At 37.7% G+C, this 24,848-nt stretch carries 16 protein-coding genes and 2 pseudogenes; 16 read left to right on the top strand and 2 right to left on the bottom strand.

What is annotated here, in order from left to right; genetic code table 11:
- The first annotated feature begins 20 nt into the window (after nucleotides 1–20).
- The 6 genes from phoU to ACFIKR_RS03770 all read left to right on the top strand — a co-directional run bounded on the left by phoU (nucleotide 21) and on the right by ACFIKR_RS03770 (nucleotide 6,838).
- Nucleotides 21–743: a phosphate signaling complex protein PhoU gene (gene phoU, locus ACFIKR_RS03795; protein ID WP_375658898.1), complete on the top strand. Its 723-nt coding sequence runs from the start codon at nucleotides 21–23 to the stop codon at nucleotides 741–743.
- Between the two features lie 597 nt (nucleotides 744–1,340).
- Nucleotides 1,341–2,177: a cell wall hydrolase gene (locus tag ACFIKR_RS03790; protein ID WP_375658897.1), complete on the top strand. Its 837-nt coding sequence runs from the start codon at nucleotides 1,341–1,343 to the stop codon at nucleotides 2,175–2,177.
- Between the two features lie 175 nt (nucleotides 2,178–2,352).
- Nucleotides 2,353–3,600, top strand: a complete 1,248-nt coding sequence (locus ACFIKR_RS03785) for an aminopeptidase (RefSeq protein ID WP_375658896.1) — start codon at nucleotides 2,353–2,355, stop codon at nucleotides 3,598–3,600.
- A 271-nt stretch (nucleotides 3,601–3,871) separates the two neighbouring features.
- On the top strand, nucleotides 3,872–4,747 hold the full coding sequence (mutM, locus tag ACFIKR_RS03780; protein WP_375644624.1) for a bifunctional DNA-formamidopyrimidine glycosylase/DNA-(apurinic or apyrimidinic site) lyase: 876 nt from the start codon (nucleotides 3,872–3,874) through the stop codon (nucleotides 4,745–4,747).
- Nucleotides 4,748–4,830: 83 nt separating this feature from the next.
- Nucleotides 4,831–6,225 carry a M20/M25/M40 family metallo-hydrolase gene (locus ACFIKR_RS03775; RefSeq protein WP_375658895.1) on the top strand — a complete coding sequence of 465 codons (1,395 nt, stop codon included), beginning with the start codon at nucleotides 4,831–4,833 and terminating at the stop codon, nucleotides 6,223–6,225.
- Nucleotides 6,218–6,838 (top strand): ribonuclease D, encoded by a 621-nt coding sequence (locus ACFIKR_RS03770; protein WP_375658894.1) that lies wholly within the window; start codon nucleotides 6,218–6,220, stop codon nucleotides 6,836–6,838. Before ACFIKR_RS03775 ends, ACFIKR_RS03770 begins: the two co-directional genes overlap by 8 nt.
- A gap of 250 nt (nucleotides 6,839–7,088) precedes the next feature.
- Here the strand turns inward: ACFIKR_RS03770 and ACFIKR_RS03765 are convergent.
- Nucleotides 7,089–7,372: pseudogene (locus ACFIKR_RS03765) on the bottom strand (integrase); the annotation flags it as partial.
- Between the two features lie 569 nt (nucleotides 7,373–7,941).
- Here ACFIKR_RS03765 and ACFIKR_RS03760 point away from each other — a divergent pair.
- The 8 genes and pseudogenes from ACFIKR_RS03760 to ACFIKR_RS03725 all read left to right on the top strand — a co-directional run bounded on the left by ACFIKR_RS03760 (nucleotide 7,942) and on the right by ACFIKR_RS03725 (nucleotide 21,127).
- Complete coding sequence (locus ACFIKR_RS03760) at nucleotides 7,942–8,271, top strand: hypothetical protein (protein WP_375658893.1); 330 nt, start codon at nucleotides 7,942–7,944, stop codon at nucleotides 8,269–8,271.
- 1,520 nt (nucleotides 8,272–9,791) lie between these two features.
- A complete protein-coding gene (locus ACFIKR_RS03755; RefSeq protein WP_375658892.1) occupies nucleotides 9,792–10,625 on the top strand; it encodes an outer membrane protein in 834 nt (277 codons plus the stop codon).
- Between the two features lie 333 nt (nucleotides 10,626–10,958).
- Nucleotides 10,959–11,792, top strand: a complete 834-nt coding sequence (locus tag ACFIKR_RS03750; protein ID WP_375658891.1) for a porin — start codon at nucleotides 10,959–10,961, stop codon at nucleotides 11,790–11,792.
- A 354-nt stretch (nucleotides 11,793–12,146) separates the two neighbouring features.
- Nucleotides 12,147–12,959 (top strand): annotated as a pseudogene (locus tag ACFIKR_RS03745) (outer membrane protein).
- 182 nt (nucleotides 12,960–13,141) lie between these two features.
- Nucleotides 13,142–14,032, top strand: coding sequence for an outer membrane protein (locus ACFIKR_RS03740; RefSeq protein WP_375658890.1), 891 nt, complete (start codon nucleotides 13,142–13,144; stop codon nucleotides 14,030–14,032).
- Nucleotides 14,033–15,539: 1,507 nt separating this feature from the next.
- Nucleotides 15,540–17,294, top strand: coding sequence for a porin (locus tag ACFIKR_RS03735; protein WP_375658889.1), 1,755 nt, complete (start codon nucleotides 15,540–15,542; stop codon nucleotides 17,292–17,294).
- Nucleotides 17,295–17,542: 248 nt separating this feature from the next.
- Nucleotides 17,543–20,458: an isoleucine--tRNA ligase gene (gene ileS, locus ACFIKR_RS03730; RefSeq protein WP_375658888.1), complete on the top strand. Its 2,916-nt coding sequence runs from the start codon at nucleotides 17,543–17,545 to the stop codon at nucleotides 20,456–20,458.
- Between the two features lie 177 nt (nucleotides 20,459–20,635).
- Complete coding sequence (locus ACFIKR_RS03725) at nucleotides 20,636–21,127, top strand: hypothetical protein (protein WP_375658887.1); 492 nt, start codon at nucleotides 20,636–20,638, stop codon at nucleotides 21,125–21,127.
- A gap of 648 nt (nucleotides 21,128–21,775) precedes the next feature.
- On the opposite strand, the gene ACFIKR_RS03720 is transcribed toward ACFIKR_RS03725, so the two are convergent.
- Nucleotides 21,776–22,222 (bottom strand): nucleoside deaminase, encoded by a 447-nt coding sequence (locus ACFIKR_RS03720; protein WP_375658961.1) that lies wholly within the window; start codon nucleotides 22,220–22,222, stop codon nucleotides 21,776–21,778.
- A gap of 269 nt (nucleotides 22,223–22,491) precedes the next feature.
- Between ACFIKR_RS03720 and ACFIKR_RS03715 the strand changes: the two genes are divergently transcribed.
- Together ACFIKR_RS03715 and rsmD are read left to right on the top strand one after the other, a co-directional pair.
- The gene (locus ACFIKR_RS03715; protein WP_375658886.1) at nucleotides 22,492–23,892 is read left to right on the top strand and encodes a pseudouridine synthase; all 1,401 of its coding nucleotides are present in this window, start codon (nucleotides 22,492–22,494) and stop codon (nucleotides 23,890–23,892) included.
- Complete coding sequence (gene rsmD, locus ACFIKR_RS03710; RefSeq protein ID WP_375658885.1) at nucleotides 23,873–24,439, top strand: 16S rRNA (guanine(966)-N(2))-methyltransferase RsmD; 567 nt, start codon at nucleotides 23,873–23,875, stop codon at nucleotides 24,437–24,439. Before ACFIKR_RS03715 ends, rsmD begins: the two co-directional genes overlap by 20 nt.
- Nucleotides 24,440–24,848: the final 409 nt, after the last annotated feature.

The raw sequence follows: 24,848 nt of genomic DNA, 5'->3' as shown, positions 1-24,848 counted from the left end.
TGAATTGAGGAGTGTAAGATATGTCTATGAACCATACTGTCCGTTCTTATGATGCAGAACTAAAATATTTAAAAGCAAGGATTACAGAAATGGGGAGCCATGCAGAAAGGATGATTGAACGTTCTGTCGCATCGGTTGTGTGTAGTGATCTTCAACTTGCAACGACAGTGATTGCCGATGATGTGTTTCTAGATGAAGCAGAACGTGACATTGATGAAAAAGCGGTTGCTATTATTTGCAAACGCCAACCGATGGCTGTTGATTTGCGTGAAATTATTGGAGCCATTCGTATTTCTTCTGATCTTGAGCGGATTGGGGATATGGCTAAAAACATTGCTAAAAGGACAGTTGCACTTTCAGAAATACGTCAATCTGCTTCTGTTTATCATGGGCTTGAAACAATTACAGCTTTAGCACTCAATCAATTAAAAGAAGTCTTAAATGCTTATACGAGTCGCCTATTAGAGCGTATTGACGCTGTGCGTGAGCGTGATGAGAAGATTGATGCTTTGTATACTTCTCTTTTTCGTGAACTTTTGACATATATGATGGAAGATATGCGCAATATTACGGTTTGTACACACTTGCTGTTTTGTTTAAAGAATATTGAACGAATTGGTGATCATGTTACGAATATTGCTGAAATGCTGCATTATATCATAACGGGTTACCATATGTCTTCTGATCGTCCTCGCGATGACCTTACTTATAAAGTTGGGGTAGGTGAGAAGAAAATAGATTAAAATTTTTCTTATATGTATAAAATAAGTTTTTAGATACTATGAGTATTTTCTTACAGTGCGGCTATAGAAAGAATAAGATAGCCATATTATGGAAAAGTACAAAGAAGCAACAAAGAGTTTTTTCAGAGAAGCATGGCAGATTGCTAACTCTTGGTTTGACATATTTATATATTGGATGATATCATCACTCGTATTATGGCCGGAGGGGAGTTTTCTAGGGGAATTTTCTTCCAGATCATTTTGTTAAAATTTTATGTTTTTATATTAAAAGGGATATCTGTATTATTTTTTTCAATATCGATGCAAAAAGTTTTGGTATCCAAATTTTTTCGGATGTAGAAGAAGTGGATAGTGTTGCTTTATTGTAATTGAAACGTGTGGGTTATTATAGCCTATATTGGACCATGAAGAATAACAATATTAATCTGTAAATTAAGAGTTTTTTATTTTTTATTTTGCATAGATATTTTTTTATTACCTCTTGTATTAAAATTTTACTGAGTGGTAACAATCGGCTATGTACTTTATTAAGAGATACATTTAAAGCTCATTTCAAAATTTGAATAGCTCAGAGATTATAGGAATGTGTTGCATAAGATGAAAAAAAATCGTTGGAATGTTTTTGTTACCTGTTGTGTAGCGCCGTTAGTTGTTGTGGGGTGTGCTTCAAATCGTTTAGATGCTGGAAAAGTAAATAATAATAAGACAAAAACAGTTACGTATCCATTGACAGAGCGTCAATGTCTTATGCGAGCGATGTATTTTGAATCAAATCGCACAAGCCGTGAAGGAATGATTGCCGTTGGGACGGTTGTTATGAATCGTGTTAATTCAACCGCCTATCCTAAGACGATTTGTGGTGTTGTTGGTCAATATAAGCAGTTTGCTCCTGGTGTTTTAACGCGTCCTATGACGGAGAAAGCATCTGTTGCTCGTGTAAGAGAGGCGGCTGATGCTGTTTTACGGGGTGAACGAGATAAGAAAGTTAAACACGCTAAGTTTTTTCATACCGCTGGTTTGTCTTTTCCGTATAAAAACATGCATTATGTTCAGGTTGCAGGGGGAAATGCTTTTTATGAAAAACGATCACGTGATGGGGAACTTCAAGTTCCTACAAATAATCGCCCTTATGATGTTGCTTATGCTTTTGCTCAAGAACGTTCTGGTCATGCGCCAAGCTTTATAGATGAAGGCACAGAAAGTAGGGGAGTAAAGGTAGAGAGAAGTGCATCTCCTTCGATAGAAGTAGCACAGTCCAAAACGGCACATCCTGCGCATTTTGCTATGGTACAGCTTGATAAAGTTCCTATTCCTGCCTATGCACCTCAACATCTAGCTAGGAAAGAGGAAAATAAAACGATTATGGCTTTGCCTTCATCAGATCAGTTAAATGCAATTGTTGCAATGTTAGAAAAACGACACAGAAATTGGTAAATTTTTCACGACCAAAGAAGGGTTATACACCCATTGCGGTTTATGAATTAAGTGATCCTTTAGCGATAATGACACGCATCAATATACGTAGAGAAAGTAAACTCAAAGGATCTAAAAAACAATTTATAATATGACGACGTAAAGAACGCATTTTATTTAAAGAAGGGTATTGGTAATGTACTTTGATATTCATGAGACAATTTCGCCTGAAATGCTTAATCGTCTTGCAGAAATTACAGTAAAAGTGGGGTTGAATTTACAAGAGGGGCAGGATCTTGTTTTGACTTCTCCAGTTTCAGCATTACCTTTTGTTCGGCGTATTGCATACCATGCTTATAAGGTTGGTGCTGGTGTCATTATACCAATTTTTAGTGATGATATGTTATCGCTTACACGTTTTGAAAATGCCCATACAGCTAGTTTTGATTGTGCCCCTTCTTGGCTTTATGAGGGAATGGCAAAGGCTTTTGAAAATGGGGCAGCGCGTTTAGCAATTGTTGGTGATAATCCTTTGCTTCTTTCCAATCAAGATTTTGATAAGGTTGCGCGTTTGAATAAGGCGACTTCACTAGCTTACCAGCCTGCTCTCAAAAAAATATCGAATTTTTCTATAAATTGGTCAATTGTTGCTTATCCAACAGCAGGATGGGCCGAGGCAATGTTTCCTTCTTTACCACTGAATGAGGCGATTAAAAAATTAGCTGATGCAATTTTTTCTGCTTCACGTGTTACAGAAGAAGATCCGGTACGCGCGTGGGTTGTCCATAACGAGAATTTAAAGAAACGATCATCTTGGCTTAATGAGCAGCGTTTCTCTGCCTTACACTTTACAGGGCCGGGGACTGATTTAACTGTTGGTTTGGCAGATGATCATGAATGGCATGGTGGTGCATCCGTTGCTCAAAATGGTGTTATTTGCAATCCGAATATTCCGACAGAAGAAGTTTTCACGACTCCTCATGCTCATAAGGTTGAAGGTTTTGTTCGCTCAACAAAGCCACTTTCCTATCAAGGAACACTGGTTGATAATATTGAAGTACGTTTTGAAGCAGGGCGTATTGTCGAGTCTCGTGCATCAACGGGTCAGGAAGTTTTGCAACAGGTTTTGCAAAGTGATGAGGGTGCAAGCCGATTGGGCGAAGTTGCTCTTGTGCCCCATTCTTCACCAATTTCTAAGAGTGACCTCCTTTTTTATAATACCTTATTTGATGAAAATGCTGCATGTCATATTGCTTTAGGGCAATGTTATTCCAAATGCTTTTTAGATGGGGCATCATTGACGTCAGAAGAGATTGCAGCACGTGGTGGTAATAAAAGTGTCATTCATATTGACTGGATGATTGGTTCTGGCGAAATTGATATAGATGGCATTACCCAAGATGGTGTAAGAGTTCCTGTATTTCGTAAGGGTGAATGGGCTTAATCCTGTTATGCCGCATTCGATGTGGAGTGGGATGTAAGCCTCATTGATACGTTAAGTATTTTAGAGTGTCTGGTGAATATTCAAGGCAGGGCTTGGCTATAAAGCCTTTAGTTAAGTGACTCATATGAGTAGGACGCCAAGAGAAATCCACTCATCAAAAATTTGTTTCTTATAGAGCAGATGTAGAGGAAACCTTCGTTCTTTGAGGGGGGAAAAGAAGTCAATTTATTGGTGATACAATTGGAACGTGTATAATTATTAAAGAAGAGAGATGCCTGAACTTCCTGAAGTAGAGACAGTTCGTCGTGGACTTGAGCCTGTTGTAACTGATGCAAAGATAGTATCTGTCAGACTTAATCGTAGAGATTTGCGCTTTCCTTTTCCTGAGGCTTTTTCTGAGCGCCTTATTGGCAGAACAATTATAGAACTTGGTCGGCGTGCGAAATATTTATTATTTCATCTTTCTCAGGATGAAACGATTTTAAGCCATTTAGGAATGTCTGGTTCATGGCGTATAGAGAATGATCTTTTAAGAACAGTTTTTTCAACGACAAGTAAATTAGTTAAGCATGATCATTTTGTCATGGATATTCAAACAAGGGATGGTGAAGTTTATCATCTTATTTATAATGATGTGCGTCGCTTTGGATTTATGCTTTTAGTCAATACGGACAAGCTTTATGAACATCCACTTTTAAATAAGCTAGGGCTTGAACCTATGAGTAATTCGTTTTCTGGTCGTTATTTACAAAAGGCTTTTGTTAATAAAAAAATGTCTCTCAAGAGCGTTTTACTTGATCAGTCTATTGTTGCAGGTCTTGGGAATATTTATGTTTGTGAAGCACTTTGGCGGAGTCGTTTGTCGCCACAACGTGGTGCATTTACATTGGCATCAAAAACGGCACGTGCATGTGAATTTGCAGATTCTTTAGCACAAAATATACGCAATGTGATTTCTGAAGCCATTTTGTCTGGTGGCTCTTCTTTACGTGATTATATGCATATAGATGGTTCACTTGGTTATTTTCAACATGCTTTTTCAGTTTATGGACGAGAAGGTAAGCAATGTTTGGAATGTGGAACGCCTATTGTGCGTATTTTACAGGCTGGACGTTCAAGTTTTTACTGCTCACAATGCCAAAAATGAATAAGGTGTCTTGCAAAATCTTACAAGAGGCTTAAAGTCGTCGTATCTATAATATAATTACACAAGGCTTGAGAGGTTTTTTTATGCTGAATAAAGTACTAACACATCTTGATGGAAATATAGAAAAGAGCCTTGAACGCCTTTTTTCTCTTTTACGTTTTCAATCGATTTCTACGGACTCAGCTTACAAGGATGCATGTCGTAAAGCAGCTGATTGGTTAGTAGAGGATTTAAAAAGCATCGGTTTTAAGGCTTCACGTCGTGATACACCGGGTCATCCAATGGTTGTTGGGCATCATCCAGGACCTTCGGATGATTGTTTGCATGTGTTGTTTTACGGACATTATGATGTTCAACCTGTTGATCCTTTGAGTTTATGGGAGGATGATCCATTTACACCTTCTTTAAAAGAAAGAGATGGAGAGAAAGTTATTTGTGCTCGTGGAGCTTCAGATGACAAAGGTCAGTTGATGACTTTTATTGAAGCATGTCGTGCATTTAAGAAAGAAACGGGGCAGCTACCCATTAAGGTTACTGTTTTATTTGAGGGAGAAGAAGAAAGTGGTTCTCCTTCTCTTGTTCCTTTTTTAAAAGAAAATAGGGATGAACTTAAGGCTGATTGTGCATTGGTTTGTGATACAGCAATGTGGAACGCAGATACACCATCTGTTTGTATTGCTCTTCGGGGCATTTTAGGAGAAGAGGTTACGATTACAGCAGCCGATCGTGATTTGCACTCTGGTGCTTATGGAGGGGCAGCAGCTAATCCCATTCATATTTTAACGAAAATCTTATCAGGACTTCATGATGACAATGGTCGGGTAACGCTTCCAGGTTTTTATGATGGGATTGAAGAAACACCTTCAGAGATTTTGCAGTCATGGAATGCATTGAATTGTACTGCTGAAAATTTTCTTGGTCCCGTAGGACTTTCCATTCCTGTTGGTGAAAAAGGACGGAGCATTTTAGAACTTGTATGGGCACGTCCTACAGCAGAAGTTAACGGGATTAGTGGTGGTTATGAAGGAGCAGGAATGAAAACGGTTATTGCTTCTCAAGCGAATGCGAAAGTATCTTTTCGTTTAGTACATAAGCAAGATCCAGAGAAGATACGCCAAGCTTTCCGTCATTATGTGTGCAGTCTTATTCCTGCTGATTGTACTGTTGAATTTAAGGGGCATGGTGGTTCTTCTGCAATTCAAATTCCTTATGATTCACCTTTTATCAAAGCCGCAAAAGAAGCTTTGTCGCAAGAATGGAGCAATCCTGCTATACTCGATGCTATGGGGGGATCAATTCCGGTTGTGGGAGATTTTCAGTCAATTCTTGGTATGGAATCTGTTCTGGTTGGATTTGCATTATATAATGATCGTATTCATTCTCCCAATGAAAAGTATAATTTAAAATCGTTTCATAAGGGGCAGCGGTCTTGGGCGCGTATTCTTGCTGCTTTAGCAAGTAGGAGGGTAAATGGCTGAGATTCGCGTTCATCAAGGTGATTTACCAAACTTAGACAATTATAAAACTGATGCCATTGCGATTGATACCGAAACTTTAGGGTTACAACCTCATCGTGATCGTTTATGTGTTGTTCAGCTTTCTTCTGGAGATGGTACTGCTGACGTTATACAGATTGCTAAAGGACAAAAGAGTGCACCTAATTTGGTCAAGCTTCTTGGAGATAACGCAGTCATCAAAATATTCCATTTTGGGCGTTTTGATCTTGCGATTTTAGCACATACATTTGGTGTTATGCCAGAAGCTATCTTTTGTACAAAGATCGCTTCTAAACTCACGCGTACTTATACGGATCGTCATGGCTTGAAAGAAATTTGTAATGAATTGCTAAATGTGAATATTTCTAAACAGCAACAATCTTCGGATTGGGCGGCAGAAACGTTATCACAGGCGCAAATTGAATATGCTGCGTCGGATGTGTTATATTTGCATCGTTTAAAGGTTATATTTGAAGAACGTTTAAGACGTGAAGAGCGAGAAAATGTTGCCAAGGCATGCTTTCAATTTTTGCCTATGAGAGCTAGGCTTGATCTTTTAGGATGGGCGGAAGTTGATATTTTTGCGCATAGCTAACTTTAAAATTGGCTTTTAAATGGAGTCAAATTATTGATGTGAGAGGACAAAATGCTTGTACATTATGGACATTTTATCCTCTCATCTTTTCTGATAAGAGCTATAGTAAATTCTTAAGTGCTATTTCATTTGAAGTTTAGGTAATCAAAGTACTTTTGCAAATTCATATTTTTTATTTTTGTAACAGCTTTTATTTGAAAAAAGAAATTTTGAGGAGAGTCTGGAAACATATGGTAGGTTGGAAGACTTAAATCTCTGAAACCGGTATACAGCCTAATTGGGGGAGAATACGAAGGCGTAAATATAAAAACCAAATCTCCTTTTTACCATCATTTTAAATTCTGCTTTACGACTTTCAAAAGCATCTAAAGCAATGTCTGTTAAATAATAGAGATTACGCATTGCCTCACGCTTTTGTTTCTCACGTTTTTAATGGATTTACGTTCTTCATGTAAAACAGAACGCCTTAAACGGAATATATTTGTGTTGCTAATTCATGTGCTTTTTGTTTAAGAAATCAGCACCCAAGCCCATGTCACGGCGGCGCTTATGAGTGGTATAACGATAAAGCCCTAAAATATGATATAAAATTTGTTAAGCACTCCCATCTTTACGCTTATGGAGTAACAAGCTGTAGCATTACACAATTTTGCCAATTTCCAATGTTGTATAGTCCTTGGCACTTGAGACGGTTCATAAGAGGCATTTTTAGTGTTTTTGGTTTACACGGCTTTCCCCACTTGTAACATGCAATCAAATGGTTTTGAGGGATTCAACATGAAAAAGATTGGGAATGAGAGAATATTCTGATATTCGAGTGACTCATTTTATGTGAGGAAATATAAATTATATAAATCAATGTGTTGATGTGAAGCTTGTATAGTTTATTATTTTCAGATGATACGTTGTGTCTTTTATTACTCAATAAGTGATTTCTATGTTGGCAGAGCAGGGAAATTTGCTTTTATTTTAAAATAAAAATGTTCCAAAGCTTTATTTTTAGGGATTTTCACTTTTTATCTATAAACATATTATTTTTCTCTAGAAATTTGCAATGAAGGCACTAGGTAAAATCCATTATGGATATTTAATGAGGTTAATTTATGAACATAAAATATTTTATTACAGCTTTTGCTACTTTTGCTTCAATCTCTATCGCTCAGGGGGCGAGTTTTTTAGCGTCTCAAAACCTTATACAGAGAGCATCTTCGGCTGTTCCTCCAATAGGTTTTTTTTCTGGTGAACCGCTTCGCAAGGTCTTATCTGAAGTTTTTCAAATAGAACTTTCTTGCACAAATAACAGTGAATACATAACAGCAGCTAAGTTAGTACTTGTGTCACATTCTGGTAAAAAAAGAGGATATAATCCTAAAAAAAGATCAGGGAAAAGAGGACGGCCAAACCTATTTACACGAAGTCCAATGAGTTTTTAAAAAGTGAGAAAACAACATTGAGAGGTGTAACGTATGCTCGAGAATTGAAGAGAGGAGATATTATCACTTGAAAACAGGGGGGGAGCTATTTGTTTAAAGGGTGTTATGATTATGCACGGTGAGAATGAAGAGGACTGTTCGGAAAAGATACGAACAGGAAGATTTCAGGGAACGAATAACACTGTATAATAGCAATCAGTCATTACAAAATTCATGGGTTTAGATGAATATAACCTAGAGATTTGGGGTTGTTTTGTTGTGCCGTAAATATCATCATTTTAAGTGTGATTATATAAGGCATATAAAATGCTTCGATTAAGTGTTTTTAGAATACGTGGTGGGATTAGTGAAGGACTTGTCTATAGAACCTTTGATTAAGTGAATTACATGAATGGGAAGCTAAATGAAACCCACTCGACAAAAATCTGGACTATTTGCAGACAGGGTCTGATAGGACGCTTTGTCCAAATCGAGAAGAAAGCCAAGTATTTATTTTAATGTTAAACTTTTGATCTTGGTGTGTTTCAAAGAATAAAACGCCATTGAGTTGCATACCTACGTGCGCTTGTTTTAAAGAAACATTTCTCAATGCTTCCAAGCCCATTTCGCGACGACATTTATGAAGGGTATAATGGTAAACCCATTGAGTACCACCATCTTTATGCTTATGAAGGGGGCAAGACGGCCTTCATCACACACTTTGCTAGCTCTCAATGCTGTGACAGCCTCTGGTATGTGAGACGATTCATAAGAGGCATTTTTTACAGTTTCGTTTATAAAAGAGTATGAAATAGATAGCCTACAAATAAGATAAAACTCTGAAAAAGACTTTCTATGAGGTTGAGATAAGCAAAAAATGGTAAATATTTAAAAACAATAAATGCCTAAAGTAAAAACAAAGAGCAGGTAAGTTGCATATGATCTTGTTTCAATCCGTGGATTATTGGAAGTCTTGTTTATGTGCGATACAAGTTTATTTGTAATATAAGCATCCTGTTTATGAAAAAAAACAAATACATAGACTTCACATTTTGTCATGCTAAGGATGAAGGTAAAAACGTTATTTGTATAAATTTAAATAGAACGATTGCATTTGACTGTTCTTGATATTGAAAACATTAATAAGTGACATTTTTAATTTTTTAACGGTTTCACATACTTGCTCGTTTGTAATGTATAGAGGGATGATTTTTGTTGCTTGAATATACAATGGTTTAAGATGAGAGCATTTGAATTTAATATAAAAGGATAATTTTTCATTAGACAAGAGCACATGCTTTCCACGGTGATAACGCAGATATTTTTGAAAAATTTATAAAGAAGAGCAAATGTGACAAGAGAAAATCATTTGTGCATTGGCATAGTTCAATTCTTATTTATTAAGAGATCAAGCAATTCAGGATGCTTTCATTGGCTTTTTGTTTTTTTTATGAGTGTATCATTTTTGCTACAGATATCTGAAGTTTGGGCTCTATATGAAATGATGTGTTCAAATAAATATTCAGCTATGGAGAGAAAATATGAATATGAAATGGTTAATAACAGCTTCTGCTTTCGCTTTTGTTTCAGTTTCAGCGGCGCAAGCAGCAGATGTTATTGTTCCCCCAAGTCCAACACCTGTTGCTCCCGTTATTGTTGCTCCAACTTTTTCTTGGACAGGTTTCTACCTTGGTGGGCAACTTGGTGGTTTTTCGGGTAAAACGAAAATGGATATTCTCAGTAACGGAAAAAAGATTCCAGCGCCTGATGTCCTTTTGCCTAAACTATCTGGTTTCATGGGTGGTCTTTACGCAGGTTCCAACGTTGATCTCGGTAATGGCCTTATTCTAGGTGTTGATACAGATATCATGTGGTCTAATAAAGATGATACGAAAACAGGAAACACATATGTTATTCTTCCAGATCACATAAATTATATTAAGAAGATATTAACAGAATCTGGAATTAATATTGGTAAAGATGCGCTTGAAGCTGGTGCTAAACGAACCCACAGTTTCACTTTTAAAGAAAAGTGGGCTGGTGCGACACGTGTACGTATTGGTTTTGCAGCTGAACGCATTATGCCTTATGTTGCTGGTGGTATCGCCTATACGCAGCTTCAAGATACTGCATCGATTTCAATAACAGGCAAAGATTCAGATAAAGTAATAGCTTCTGGTACCTTGTCTGATGAAACAAAGACCCTTGTTGGTTACACTCTGGGTGCTGGTGTTGATTTAGCAATGACCAATAACGTTATTGTCCGTGCGGAATATCGTTACTCTGATTTTGGTAAAAAGAAATTCTCAAATGATAAATATGAGACATCTTACAAAACCAATGATTTCCGTGTTGGTGTTGCTTACAAATTTTAACAGATGATAAGTTAAATAACAGAGGCGCTGTCTTTAACAGCGCCTCTGTTATTCTCTGTTGCTATATTGTCACACAATACATAATTTATTGTGGATGTGGAAAGATATTATTCAGATTTTCTTAAAAAAATCATAAGAAATAAACAATAATTACATTTAAAAATCAATAAGTTATTTATATATAATTTTTAGGTTTTTCGTGCAAAACGAAGCTATAAAGTGGTTTTGTCTTGGATGTGCCCTCCATTTTCTGTGACTGTATCATTTTTACTACAGCTTTTCTTTCTGTAATCTTGTAGCACTGTGCTCATAAATAAATTAGGAGCAAAGTTTATGAATATAAAATCTTTAGTAACAACTTCTGTTATCGCTATAGCAGCAGCTTCTGCAGCACAAGCTGCTGATGTTATCATCCCTCGTGAAACAGCCCCAGCAGTCATCGCAGCCCCTTCATTTTCTTGGACAGGCTTTTATATCGGTGGTCAAGTTGGTAACTTTTCAGGTAAAGTTGATGTAGTTGATTCAGAAACAAAAAAGAAAATTACAGATAAAGACTGGACACCTAAGCCTTCTGGTTTCATGGGTGGTATTTATGTAGGTTCCAACGTGGATCTTGGTAATGGCCTCATTTTAGGTGTTGAAACCGATGCAGTCTGGGCAGATCGCGAAGATTCAAAAGCGCATTCAGCAGTTATTGGAGAAACAGGCCTTGAAGCTTTCAAAGATAAGCTTACAGCTGCTGAAGCTACATTTGCTCCAGGAAAAAATATTGATAATGTCACGAAGGATGGCAAACGTATAGATAGCACCTCTATAAAAGAAAAATGGTCTGGTGCAACACGCGTTCGCATTGGTTTTGCAGCAGTTGATCGCATTTTGCCTTATTTCGCTGGTGGTATTGCTTATACGCAGCTGCAAGTAGTCGATTTTCTTAAGGCAGCGACAGCTGAAGGTGCCGAAATCGCTTCTGCTAAAATGTTTGATCAATCAAAAACAATGGTTGGTTTCACTGTAGGTGGTGGTATTGACTTTGCAATGACAGACAATGTTCTGTTGCGTGCAGAATACCGTTACTCAGACTTTGGTAAAAAAGCATTTGTAAAGGATGGGGATAAATTCGCTTATAAAACCAATGATTTCCGTGTTGGTGTTGCATACAAATTCTAATTTCGTAAAAAACGAAATAAACTTCCAAGAGGCTCTGTCAAAGACAGAGCCTCTATTATTTTCTGTTGTTATATTATTACTCACTCCATATTTATTGGGGATATAAAAAAATTTTTATAAACGACAGGCAATAATTACGCGGTAAAATCAATGAATTATACGTACTCATAACTTACAATTTCTTGTGAAAAGTGAAGTTATGAAATGACTTTATCTTACGTCAGCTTTCGTTTCCTATGATTGTATCATTTTACTACAGCGTTTTTTATGTAGTCGTATAATACTTTGCTCCTAATTTATTTAGGAGCAAAGTTTACGAATACAAAATCTTTAATAACAACTTTTGTTATCGCTATGACTACAGCTTCTGCGGCACAAGCTGCTGATATTATCGTTCTTCGTGAAAAAGCTCCAGCAGTTATCACAGCCCCTTCATTTTCTTGGACAGATTTTTATTTCGGTGGTCAAGTTGGTAACTTTTCAAGTCAAAATTGATGTATTTGATTTAGAGACAAAAGAAAAAACTTCAGATAAAGATGGACTACCTAAGCCTTGAGGTTTCATAGGTGGTATTTATTTAGGTTCCAACGTAGATTTTGGAAATGTCCTCATTCTAGGTGTTGAAACCGATGCAGTCTGGATAGACCGAGGAGAAACGAAGACGGTCTCAAAGATTCTTGCGATTGATGAATTTAATGATTTTAATGATGAGTTTGAAGATGCTGGTGTTGCATTGGTATTATTGTATTGGATGAAAATAAAAAGTTTCAAAAAGGTGACACAGCAGTGTATCGTATTGGTTTCAAAGAAAAATAGTCTGGTGCAACACGGGTTTGTGTAGGTTTTTCCGTCGCTGACCGCATTATGCCTTATGTTGCCAATGGTATTGCCTATGCGTAAATACAAGGTGTCGATAAAGTTTCAGAAACAAAAAAGTCGGCAAATGGTAAATCAAGTAAAGAAGTTTCTGTTATGGTATTTGATAAAACAAAAGCGATGGTGGGTTTCACCTTTGGTGGTGGTATAGATTTCACGATGACAAATCATATTCTGCTTCGTGCAGAATACTGTTACTCAGACTTTGGTAAGAAGGAATTTAAAAAGGGTTACCCTAAACTAGGCTACAAAACCAATGACTTTCATGTAGGTGTAGCTTACAAGGTTTAATTTAATCAAAAGTGCGATTATGAATAAAAAGTATTAATAAAAAATTAAATTTTCAAGAGATCTTGACTTGGACAAAACTACTGATTTCTGGGCTTTTATTTGCATGACTGTGACATTTTTACTACAGCTTTTCTATCTATAATCTTGTAAGGTCATTTTATAGTTAATTTAGGAGCAAAATTATGAATACAAAATATTTAATAGCAACTTCTGTTGCCGCTTTAATTTCAGCTTCTGCAGCACAAGCTGCTGATGTGATGATCCCTCATGAAGTCGCACCAGCAGTTATCGCAGCAGCCCCTTCGTTTTCTTGGACGGGTTTTTATCTTGGTGGTCAAGTTGGCAACTTTTCGAGTAAAACCAAAGTAACTATTCCAGGAGCAGATAAAGAGCTTTTCAAAAAAGATAACATACCTAGTCCTTCTGGTTTCATGGGTGGTATTTATGCAGGGTCTAACGTAGACCTCGGAAATGGTCTCATTCTCGGTGTTGAAACCGATGCAGTTTGGGCAGACCGTGAAGAATCAAAAAAAGCCCGTGAATTGACTCTTACTGAAGAAGAGGCCACATATTTTAATGGTGTCCTTGAAAAAGCTAAAGTTGAACTAAAAGATCAGCAACAGTTTGAAGAAGGCGACAAGCTAACAGAAACGCACAGTTACAAAGAAAAATGGTCTGGTGCTACACGCGTCCGTATCGGTTTTACTGCTGTTGACCGTATTATGCCTTATGTTGCTGGGGGTATTGCCTATGCGCAGGTACAGGGCATTCAATCCGTTGCAGGAAAAGGAAAGAGAGCTAAAGTTGAGCAGAAAGCTGGCGGGGATGAAATTGTGCCAGAAGCAGGAGCTAAGCAAAGCATAGATTTGACTGGTGGTACTTGGGCTGATGACACGAAGACAATGCTTGGTTTCACTATTGGTGGTGGAGTTGACTTTGCAATGACAGACAACGTTCTTTTACGTGCAGAATACCGTTACTCCGATTTTGGTAAAAAGAAGTTTGCAAATGATACACGTGAATTCAATTACAAAACCAATGACTTTCGTGTAGGTGTCGCTTACAAATTCTAATTTCGTAAAAATGAAATTAGAAGCATAAATAATATTAAGGCCTCATTTAACGGGGCCTTTATTTTATTAGCTCTCTATTCTATATCTCTTAATCCCTTCTATTTTTATTTGTATCATTTTGTGCTATAAGACTTTAAAGAAAAAAGTTTTATATTATAGAGGGCGGATTGGTGGTATATATGGATTTTATAGCTACTGATTACATAAAATCTTATATTACGGCTATCATTTTACGCCTAAGAGAAAAGTATTCAATTAATCTCAGAAATAGGAAAAGATCATAACCAGTGACTAACTTTATTCTGCATATGCCAGATTAGAGCGAGCATATTGCGTATATCTGTTGGAGTAAGCTTTGGGAAATACAGTCTCATTGGGGAAGAATATGAAGATGTGAAGATAGAAACCAGTTTCCAACTTTACCATTTTCTTTTAATTTAGCTTTACGATTTTCAAAAGTATTTAGGGCAATGTCTTCTAAATAATGAAAATGAAGATGACGCATTGTCTTACGTTTTTGTTTATTACATTCTTTTTATGGGATCACACTCCTCATGCAAAATGGAACGCCCCAAACGGAATACACTTGTTGTTGTGTATTCACACATTTGTTTTAAAAAAATATTTTTCAAAGTACATCAAGCCCACTTCATGTCAGTATCCGTGAGTGATATAAGATGGTAAAACCTTCCAATGAAATAATATAAAATCTATAAAGCACCACTATCTTTACACGCTTAATAAAAAGAGTAAGCTAGCATCATCATACACTTTGCCAGCCACCAATGTTGTGGGGGTCAGACCTTGGCTGTTAAAATCGTTCATAAGAGGCATTTAAAATTCTTTTAATGTTTTTTATCCACAGACTGTTTCCGCTATCGAGAGACATGGTTTTGATTAATACAACATGGAACAGGTTTTAAATGATAGAATCCTAAAGTATTAGTTTTTTCATTCAATATGAAAACAATAAATTATCCTTATAAATCAAACCGATGTGTCAGGATGAAGATGTTTATGCAAAGAATCTAAAAGTTTTTTTGCGAGTGTTTGAATAAGTCCTTTGTTTTTCTTAATTTTAGATACAAAATATTATCGCTAAAGCACCAAAAGTAGATCATGCTGATAAATAGATGAAACTCTGATGGCGCTTGGTTTTAAAAAAGGCAATATTTGATTTCACTGTTTGCGCTGGCATTGATGTTGCAATGACAGATGATAGTTTATTGCATGCAGAATACTGTTATTCAAATTTCGGTAAAAAGAAATTTATAAAGAATATTGTCATTAACAGTTATGCGAAAATTTAATGAAAATGAATCCAACTTTAAGACACATAATTCTAGTGTGATTTAGTTTATAAATTCTCATTGAATGCAAAATTGAAAGTTAAAGAAGCCTTATTTTCAAAAAATCTTTATTTTTTTGTGAGTGTGTCATTTTTGCTACAGATCTTTCAAAAAAGATGCTCTATATACATCTCATTTTGGATATTTGGAGAGATTTTATGAATACAAAACGTTTAATAACAGCATCTATTTTTTCTTTAATTTCAGCGTCTACAGCGCTAGCTGCTGATGTTATGATTCCTCATCAACCAGCACCATCGACATCTTCTACCATTGTTGCGCCTACTTTTTCATGGACAGGTCTTTATTTAGGTGTCCAAGCTGGTGGTTTTTCGAGCAAAGCTGATATGGCTCTTGTTGATCAAGAAAAGAATTTGCCATTAGATAAAGAGTTCTCTCCTAAACTTTCAGGTTTTGTAGGTGGTTTTTATGCAGGTTCTAATATTGATCTCGGTGATAACTTTATTTTTGGTGTCGATACGGATTTAATGATATCTGGTAAAAAGCACACAAAGACAATTACCATAGGTGCAGCTGATAACACTACAGTAGAAAATGCAGTCGTAAGATCCCGCAGATCCGCAAATCCATCAGCGTCTCCAATCCCACAAGCAGTAACATCAACAGGAACACAAACACAGAAAGCTGCCGCAGGTGCAGGAACTACAACAGGAGGGACTCCAACAGCAGTGTCCACTTTAGAAAAATCTGCTGGAACGCGATCTAGTCAAGCACCAGCTAAACCAGTAACTGCAGTTCAACCGTCACAAGTAGGAGCTGCACAATCAAATCAAGCAGCAACAACTAGAAGTTCTAGCAATGCTAATGCAACACAAACAGTGGCTGTGGAGGTAAAAAATCCAGGAGTTTCAACTTCACCATCACAAACGCCAGCTGCATCGCCAGTAGCACAATCAGTCTCTTCCAGACAGGAGGTGAGATCAGTGCAATCGCCATCGTCCTCATTGGGAAGATCAGATACAGGAGGGACATCGGTAAGCGGGGTAAATGGATTAAAATCACCTGCACCTAAATCAATATCCTCTACCACAAGAGCAAGCTCACCAGAGCGGTCAACGCTCTTATTGGCAAGATCATCTCAAGGAGATCAATCATCAACAGTATCAGGCGCAAGTCAGCCAGCAGCAAAAGCACCTATATCGGTACAACCATCATCGCAACCATCAGCAGTAGAAAGAACAGTACCGAGCGCACCACTTGTACTCGCGAGATCAGGATCATCCTCTGAACCAGCAAAAGCTTCCAATGGAACAAGCGGAGCCCAGCATGGAGGTCATCATAGTTCTTCCCATGGTAGTGGAAGTGCTAATTCACGTGGTGCATCTCATGCAGCTGGGTATGGCTCTGGCGCTCATGCGCATGGTGCTAATCCACATGCTTCTCGTTCTCATGGTGGACAGAATATGGCTGGACACGGTGCACAAACTACACAAGCGGTGGATAAGAACAATTCCAGTGTATATGGTATAGAACAAATGAAAAGGGTGGCTTCTGAACTTGGTCTTGATCAAGAGGATGAAGTTGAAACTTTAAATCATACTTTCAAACAAAATTGGGGTGGTGCTACACGGGTACGTATTGGTTTTGCTGCTGATCGTTTTATGCCTTATCTTGCTGGTGGTATTGCTTATGGGCAGTTCCAAGACACTGTATCAATATCCGTTAAGGATGAGGATGGAAGCGTCGTTTCTTCTAAGAACTTAGCTGATGAAACAAAAACCATGATTGGTTACACACTTGGTGGTGGCGTTGATTTCTCGGTGCTGGATAATGTGATTGTACGTGCAGAATATCGTTACTCTGATTTTGGTAAAAAGAAATTTGCAAAGGAAAAACTTGAGGTTAACTACAAAACCAATGATTTCCGTGTTGGTGTAGCTTATAAATTCTAATTTTTTAAAGAGTAAATTTCTAAAAGGCTCCACTGACAGTGGAGCCTTTATTTTTTAAAAGATCACTTTTTGGTTTCTTTTCTTGTGAATTTCATGATAAAGCCCATAGAGTGTGATGATATATTTTCCTGATCGCTGCTTAATACGAATGATAAGCTCGGCTTTCCCTATAGATAAAAACCAGAGTTGCAGGGTTCAGGGAAGTTATGTAAAAATGAAATCGTAAAAGTGGACAGGAATATTTCACAATGGCTGTGAAAAATGAAACAATAGATTATTCAAAAACTCTTTATCTCCCACAGACAAATTTTCCTATGCGTGCAGGGCTTCCGCAAAAAGAGCTTGAATTGATGGCGCGTTGGGAAAATATGGGGCTTTATGCGCAATTGCGCCAACAAGCAAAAGATCGTCCATTTTATATTCTTCATGATGGTCCACCTTATGCAAATGGTCATATTCATATCGGGCATGCTTTAAATAAAGTTCTAAAGGATGTGGTTGTCCGTTCATTCCAAATGCGCGGTTTTAATGCAAATTATGTACCTGGTTGGGATTGCCATGGGCTTCCAATTGAATGGAAAATTGAAGAAAAATATCGAGCACAAGGAAAAAATAAGGATGAGGTACCTCTTCACGAGTTTCGTCAAGAATGCCGTGAATTTGCACAGCATTGGGTAACCGTTCAAAGTGAAGAATTTAAACGCCTTGGTGTTGTGGGAGATTTTAACACGCCTTATACTACAATGGCTTTTCATGCAGAAGCACGCATTGCCAGTGAATTGATAAAATTTGCTATGTCAGATCAGATTTACCGTGGTTCTAAGCCGGTGATGTGGTCTGTTGTGGAGCGTACGGCTTTAGCAGAGGCTGAGATTGAATATCATGATCATGAATCAGAGGTGCTTTGGGTTAAGTTTCCTGTTTTTGAAGCAAATTCTGATGATTTATATGGTGCTTATGTCGTCATTTGGACAACAACACCGTGGACAATTCCTGCTAACCGTGCAGTGAGTTATTCTTCGCAGATTTCTTATGGTATTTACGAAGTTGAAAGTACTGAAAATGATTTTGGTCCTCAAGCTGGGGAAAAACTTCTCTTTGCTGATGCGTTAGCTATGAGTTGTGCAGAAAAAGCCAAACTTGTTTTGAAGCGTTTGCGTGTTATTTCTGCTGAAGAATTGAAAGCTCTTGTTCTTTCTCATCCACTCAAAGGTTTGGCTGAGGGGTATAACTTTAAAATTCCATTGCTTGATGGTTCGCACGTAACAGAGAGTGCTGGTACAGGTTTTGTTCATACAGCGCCAAGCCATGGGCGTGAGGACTTTGAAATTTGGAATGATTATAAGTCCTTACTGGAGCAAGCGGGGATTGATTCATCTATACCGTTTCCTGTTGATGATGCAGGGTTCTATACGAAAGATGTTCCAGGTTTGGGGCCAGATCGTGAAGGAGGACCTGCACGTATTATAGATGATAATGGAAAAATGGGTGATGCTAATAAAGAGGTCATTAACGCTTTAATTAAAGCAGATCGATTGTTTGCACGGGGGCGTTTAAAGCATTCCTATCCCCATAGTTGGCGTTCAAAAAAACCCGTTATTTTTCGCAATACACCGCAATGGTTTATTTCAATGGATAAAGATTTTGGGGATGGTTCAACTTTACGTAGTCGGGCTTTGGAAGCTGTTTCAAAAACGCGTTTTGTGCCGTCTTCTGGGCAAAACCGCCTAGCTTCTATGATAGAAGATCGTCCTGATTGGGTTCTTTCTCGTCAGCGTTCTTGGGGTGTTCCTATTTGTATTTTTGCGAATGAGGATGGTGTTATTCTAAAAGATGAAGGTGTGAACGAGCGTATTTTACGGGCTTTTGAAGCAGAAGGGGCAGATGCATGGTTTGCTGAAGGAGCACGTGAACGTTTTCTAGGTGAGCGTGCATATGAGCCTTGGGTACAGGTTTATGATATTTTGGATGTTTGGTTTGATTCTGGAGCAAGCCATAGCTTTGTGTTAGAAGATCGGGCTGATTTGAAATGGCCTGCTGATGTTTATTTTGAAGGTTCAGATCAACATCGCGGATGGTTCCAATCTTCTCTTTTGGAAAGCTGTGGTACGCATGCTTGCTCTCCCTATAAGGCAGTGATCACACACGGTTTTACTTTGGATGAGAATGGTAAGAAAATGTCTAAATCTTTAGGCAATACGGTTGTTCCACAAGAGATCATTAAAACATCTGGAGCTGATATTTTTCGTCTCTGGGTTATGACAACTGATTATTGGGAAGATCAGCGTTTAGGCAAAAAAATCCTTCAAACAAATGTGGATTCATATCGTAAACTACGCAATGCAATTCGTTGGATGCTTGGAACTTTAGCGTACGATGATGGAGAAGAAATATCTTATGGCGCACTGCCGGATCTTGAAAAATTTATATTGCATAGACTTTTTGAACTTGATCAGTTGATTAATCGCGCTTACGATGAATTTGATTTTAAAAAGATTATGCGTGCATTATTGGATTTTTCAATCATTGAGTTATCGGCATTTTATTTTGATATCCGCAAGGATTCTCTTTATTGTGATGCGCCTTCATCAAAAAAACGCAAGTCTTCCTTGCAGGTTGTCCGTGAGATTTTTGAGCGTATGGTAACATGGCTTGCTCCAATGTTGCCTTTTACTATGGAGGAAGCTTGGTTAGAGCGTTACCCAGAAAGCCAGTCGGTGCATTTAGAACAATTTCGCTCTGTACCAGAAGAATGGCAAAATCAATCTTTGTCTGAGCGTTGGAAAAAAATTCGGCAGGTCCGTAAAGTTGTTACAGGTGCTTTAGAGCTTGAACGCGTTGATAAGCGTATTGGATCCTCGTTAGAAGCCGCTCCTGTTGTTTTTATTTCCAATCCAGCTTTACGAGAAGCATTAGAAAATGTGGATATGGCGGAGATCTGTATTACCAGTGAACTCACAATTACGCAGGATACAATACCTTCCGATGCTTTTACTTTGAATGATGTTGAAGGTGTTGGTGTATATCCAGAGAAGGCATTAGGAAAAAAATGTGCTCGATCATGGCGTTATACACAAGATGTTGGGAGTGATCCTGCCTATCCGGATGTATCTGCTCGTGATGCAGCTGCTTTGCGGGAATTGCAGATTCTTGGCAAGATTTAAAATTTTAGATCAAAGGAAAGAAATGCAAGTAAATTTCTCATATTGATGAATATAGTTTTTTGTGGTACGAGAAAAATTCCGTTGTTTTATCTGCAGGGGGGAAATTTGTGTATGGAACGTTCTCTCATAAATAACGGGAATGTTAATTAGCCATATACTTAGGAAATGGAATAGGCAGTGAGAAAACGTGAAATAAAAATATTTCCAACAGGAATTTTAGGGATGTGCTTTGTTTTAACGGGATGCAATTTATCAGCTCCTACCTATGGTACCGATAAACCAGTTTCGATACAGTTTTTTGAAGATGTTGCTAATATTACTTCATTAACACCAACAAATAACAGTAGCCAGATTGTTATGAAACCTCATCCAAAACTTGTAATACCGAGCCCTAGTTCGCGCGGATTTTTACCGATTCCACAACAAGATAGATCTGTCAATGAAATAGCAGCATCGAAGAAGCATCAAGGAAATAAGTCTTTTCCTCACAAAGGATCGTCAGTTAATGGCGCTGATTCAGAAAACCCTTCACAGTTGAATGCGAAGCAACGACAGGAATATTTACGTCGTCAGAGAGCACAAGTTGGAAGTTCAAAATACCGTCGCTATCTCACTGAACCACCTTTAAGTTATCGCCAACCGGCAAAAACTGCACCTATTGGTCGATAGGGAAAAGACCAAATATTTAAAGTAAAGAATTTTTCTAATTACTTATGATACCAAGCTCTCATTCTCGCGCAGTTATAATGCTGTTGTAGGAGGGGTGTTATTCTCATGAAATAGCAATATGACAACAGCATCGAGAGAATCCTCATGCGTTTCCTAACACGAAACATTTCTCAAGCTCATTTTACAACATCGCTCATGTGGATAGTATAACGTAAAATCTATTGTGCTCCAATATCTTTATGCTTAGGAAGGAGAAAACTGATACTATCATTTTATTTTCCAAACTCCAATGTTGCGACAATTCTTGCATTTGAGAGCCTTCATAAGAGACATTTTTAGTCTTTTCTAAAACGTTTTTTATCCAGAAGATAATCCCGCTTATGATGTGCAAGAAAGTAACTTTTATTGCTTCAATGTAATTTGAAATGAGAGTATATCTACGATATTTTGGACTTTATATTTTATATACAAAATAATGAATTATTCTTATAAATGAATGTATCATCTAATAGAAGTAATATGCAGCATTAAAAGAGAGAAAAAATGCTTCGAAATGGCTTTTGCTATATACATCAGAGGAATTAATAGTCTTTTTTTGAGAAATAGGATAGTTTTTAAAGAGTGAAAGTTATGGAAGAAAAATTGTTTTTAGTATCGCTTTTGTATAAAAAAATCTTTAAGTAATTGAGCAGCTTCTTTTTCTTTAAAACCAGAATAAATCTCAGGTTTGTGATGACAGGTTGGTTGCTGATAAAAACGAGGACCATTTTCTATAGCCCCCCCTTTGGGATCATTTGTTGCGTAATAGAGACGTCGTATGCGTGCAAATGAAATGGCAGCAGCACACATAGCACAAGGCTCAAGTGTTACATAAAGATCGCAATCAGGAAGCCTTTCGCTTTGCAATGTTTCGCAAGCCATACGGATTGCGCGCATTTCTGCGTGTCCTGTAGGGTCATATACAGATTTTATAAAGTTACCAGCGCGTGCAATGATAGCTTTTCCACGTGTAATGACAGCGCCTACGGGAACTTCATCTTTTTTTGCAGCCCATTGCGCTTCTAAAAGGGCTATTTCCATGGGCGTCAAAGTCATCATATTCTTTCTACTGAAGGTATAGAAAATCTAAAGGTTATCTCGATAAGAAATGCGATGGAATGAATAATTTATTACGCTTTTATAATGAAAGGAATACCTCTATTTTTTAAAGTGTTTAAAACAAACGTGCAAGTCAACAAATACATTATTGTCGTTAAAGGATAGAAAATGATAAATGATTATGCTACTTCCTTTTTCAAGATAAGCGGTATGGTGCATGTGAATAATTTTCTGAACATACTGGCAAAGATTGGTTTGAAACGCAAATGAATGAAAATAATGAGAGTGAACGAATTGCTAAAAGGTTAGCGCGTGCTGGTGTTGCTTCGCGTCGAGATGCAGAAATGATGATTGTTGCAGGTCGCATTTCTGTAAATGGTACGGTCGTGACAACGCCTGCTTTTAATGTTAGCCGCTCTGATGTTATTAAAGTTGATGGCAAACCTTTACCTCCTATAGAACGAACGCGTTTATGGCTTTACCATAAGCCAGCAGGCCTTGTCACCACGAACCGTGATCCTGAAGGCAGACCTACAGTATTTAGTAATTTACCAAAAGGAATGCCGCGTGTTCTTTCTGTTGGAAGGCTTGACATTAACACGGAAGGGCTTTTGCTTTTAACCAATGATGGTGGCTTAGCGCGTGTATTAGAGCTTCCTGTAACAGGATGGGTCCGCAAATATCGCGTCCGTGCTCATGGAAGAGTAAAGAAGAGCGCGCTGGATAACCTTAAAAATGGTATTGCGATTAATGGCATTTTTTATGGTTCGATTGAAGCATCAATTGAACGTGAACAAGGATCTAATATATGGCTTTCTGTCGCTTTGCGTGAAGGAAAAAATCGTGAAATAAAGAATGTTTTAGGGGCGTTGGGATTATCAGTTAATCGATTAATACGTGTATCTTATGGTCCATTTCATCTCTCTGATTTAGAAGAAGGAGCCGTGCAAGAGTTAAAAGGGCGGATGTTACGAGATCAGTTGGGGGAGCGTTTGATTATGCAAGCCAATGCAGATTTTGATGCTCCTATTCTTAAGCCATTTTCAAATTCTGCAGTTGTTGCAGAAAAGCAAAGCCAAAAAGATCTTTCTGTTGCAAATGATGGTTGGGTTTTCTCAAGTGAAAGGGCGATACGGCGCCGACCAAGAGATGGTTCTGTTGAACATAGTCGTGCACGATTAAGTACAAAGTCTCATGAGAATGTAAAGAAGGAAAAAAGTGAGGAAGGAAAAGCAGAGCGTTTTCTACCGCGTTCTCGCCGTGCTAATGTTTGGATGGCTCCTGGTGCACGTCCGCAGAGTACACGTAGAAAGCCTTCCTATAGTGAGGAGAAATCGCATGATCATAAGAGCGATTTGGATGGTAGAAAATCCTTTCATCGAGGCAAGGAAAAACTAAAAGAAAGTCCGTCACACAAAGAGAAGAGGGGAAGTTTTGTTCAAAAACGTGGCAAAACATCTTATGACGAGACGCATCCCTCTGGTAAGAAAGATCGCTTTTTCAAGGATAAAGAGAAAATGATAAAAAGTGGACATGAGGAGCATTCTTTTGAGAGAAAGAAAAAGGTAAAATCGTTTGGTGGTGCTATGAAAAAATCTAAACCACATAGGGATGGTGCAAAAACTTCGAAGCGATTTGGAGGTTCACGTGCGGATCATAGGCGGTAAATTTGCTGGGCGTGTTTTGTTTTCACCTGTTAATCAGTCGATTCGCCCAACGAGTGATCGTACACGTGAAAGCCTTTTTAATATTCTTTCTAGTCGTGAAGAACAATTTTGGACCAATAAACGCATTCTTGATCTTTTTGCTGGTACTGGTGCTTTAGGCATTGAAGCACTTTCACGTGGAGCAAAGGCGGCTGTTTTTGTTGAAAACTCGGTTGAGGGGCGTGGGGTGCTTCAAAAAAATATAGAAGCCTTTGAATTACAGTCGATAGGACGGATTTTGCGTCGTGATGCGACCAAACTTGGCAATATTGGCACAATGCTTCCATTTGATGTTATCTGCGCTGATCCTCCCTATAGCCGTTGTTTAGGTGAACGTGCTTTCGTAGAAGCTTTGCGAGGAGGGTGGGCAAAAGCTGATACACTCTTCATACTTGAAGAAAAGAAAGATACAATAATTCATTTACCTGATGTCTTTTATCTAGACGATGAGCGTTTTTATGGTGAGACAGCAATACGTCTCTATAAATTACGATCGCTTACATTTTGAGAAAGTTCTTGTTTTTATCCGGTAGGATGAAAAAATGCTTCTTTACAGTTTTCTTCATTTTATATGGTTTTTAAAAGGTTAAACAGAAAGTAAATAAAAGATTCTAATGTTAAAGGAATTGATGAATTTTGATTTCATTATGTTTTTTGTCTGAATCTCTCATTTTTTTGAAGTTTTTTATAGCCCCAAGAGTGAGTCTTTTACAATATACGCCCTTTAATATAGAGGGGCCATCTGTTCTTCTGTCTAGCCAAAAATTGCTTTGAGGTGTAATGCTATTGGACCTAAATTAGCAGTATGTATTGCTGCTAATTTTTGTAAGTTATATGCTGATTTGTTAATTTCATCTACATTAAAAGTGTAACACATTGTCAAAGCTTTAGTGTATTATTAGCTTTACTACCGATGA

This window comes from Bartonella sp. MR30HLJHH (assembly GCF_042194195.1).
Taxonomy (GTDB): domain Bacteria; phylum Pseudomonadota; class Alphaproteobacteria; order Rhizobiales; family Rhizobiaceae; genus Bartonella; species Bartonella grahamii.
Note: the sequence above shows the minus strand (reverse complement) of the source record. Positions and strands in the feature narration are given on the sequence as shown.

What these genes read in the sequence shown, in the direction of transcription:
- phoU (WP_375658898.1), top strand. Translation starts at nt 21, where the DNA reads ATGTCTATGAACCATACTGTCCGTTCTTATGATGCAGAACTAAAATAT.
- ACFIKR_RS03790 (WP_375658897.1), top strand. Translation starts at nt 1,341, where the DNA reads ATGAAAAAAAATCGTTGGAATGTTTTTGTTACCTGTTGTGTAGCGCCG.
- ACFIKR_RS03785 (WP_375658896.1), top strand. Translation starts at nt 2,353, where the DNA reads ATGTACTTTGATATTCATGAGACAATTTCGCCTGAAATGCTTAATCGT.
- mutM (WP_375644624.1), top strand. Translation starts at nt 3,872, where the DNA reads ATGCCTGAACTTCCTGAAGTAGAGACAGTTCGTCGTGGACTTGAGCCT.
- ACFIKR_RS03775 (WP_375658895.1), top strand. Translation starts at nt 4,831, where the DNA reads ATGCTGAATAAAGTACTAACACATCTTGATGGAAATATAGAAAAGAGC.
- ACFIKR_RS03770 (WP_375658894.1), top strand. Translation starts at nt 6,218, where the DNA reads ATGGCTGAGATTCGCGTTCATCAAGGTGATTTACCAAACTTAGACAAT.
- ACFIKR_RS03760 (WP_375658893.1), top strand. Translation starts at nt 7,942, where the DNA reads ATGAACATAAAATATTTTATTACAGCTTTTGCTACTTTTGCTTCAATC.
- ACFIKR_RS03755 (WP_375658892.1), top strand. Translation starts at nt 9,792, where the DNA reads ATGAATATGAAATGGTTAATAACAGCTTCTGCTTTCGCTTTTGTTTCA.
- ACFIKR_RS03750 (WP_375658891.1), top strand. Translation starts at nt 10,959, where the DNA reads ATGAATATAAAATCTTTAGTAACAACTTCTGTTATCGCTATAGCAGCA.
- ACFIKR_RS03740 (WP_375658890.1), top strand. Translation starts at nt 13,142, where the DNA reads ATGAATACAAAATATTTAATAGCAACTTCTGTTGCCGCTTTAATTTCA.
- ACFIKR_RS03735 (WP_375658889.1), top strand. Translation starts at nt 15,540, where the DNA reads ATGAATACAAAACGTTTAATAACAGCATCTATTTTTTCTTTAATTTCA.
- ileS (WP_375658888.1), top strand. Translation starts at nt 17,543, where the DNA reads ATGGCTGTGAAAAATGAAACAATAGATTATTCAAAAACTCTTTATCTC.
- ACFIKR_RS03720 (WP_375658961.1), bottom strand. Translation starts at nt 22,222, where the DNA reads ATGACTTTGACGCCCATGGAAATAGCCCTTTTAGAAGCGCAATGGGCT.
- ACFIKR_RS03715 (WP_375658886.1), top strand. Translation starts at nt 22,492, where the DNA reads ATGAATGAAAATAATGAGAGTGAACGAATTGCTAAAAGGTTAGCGCGT.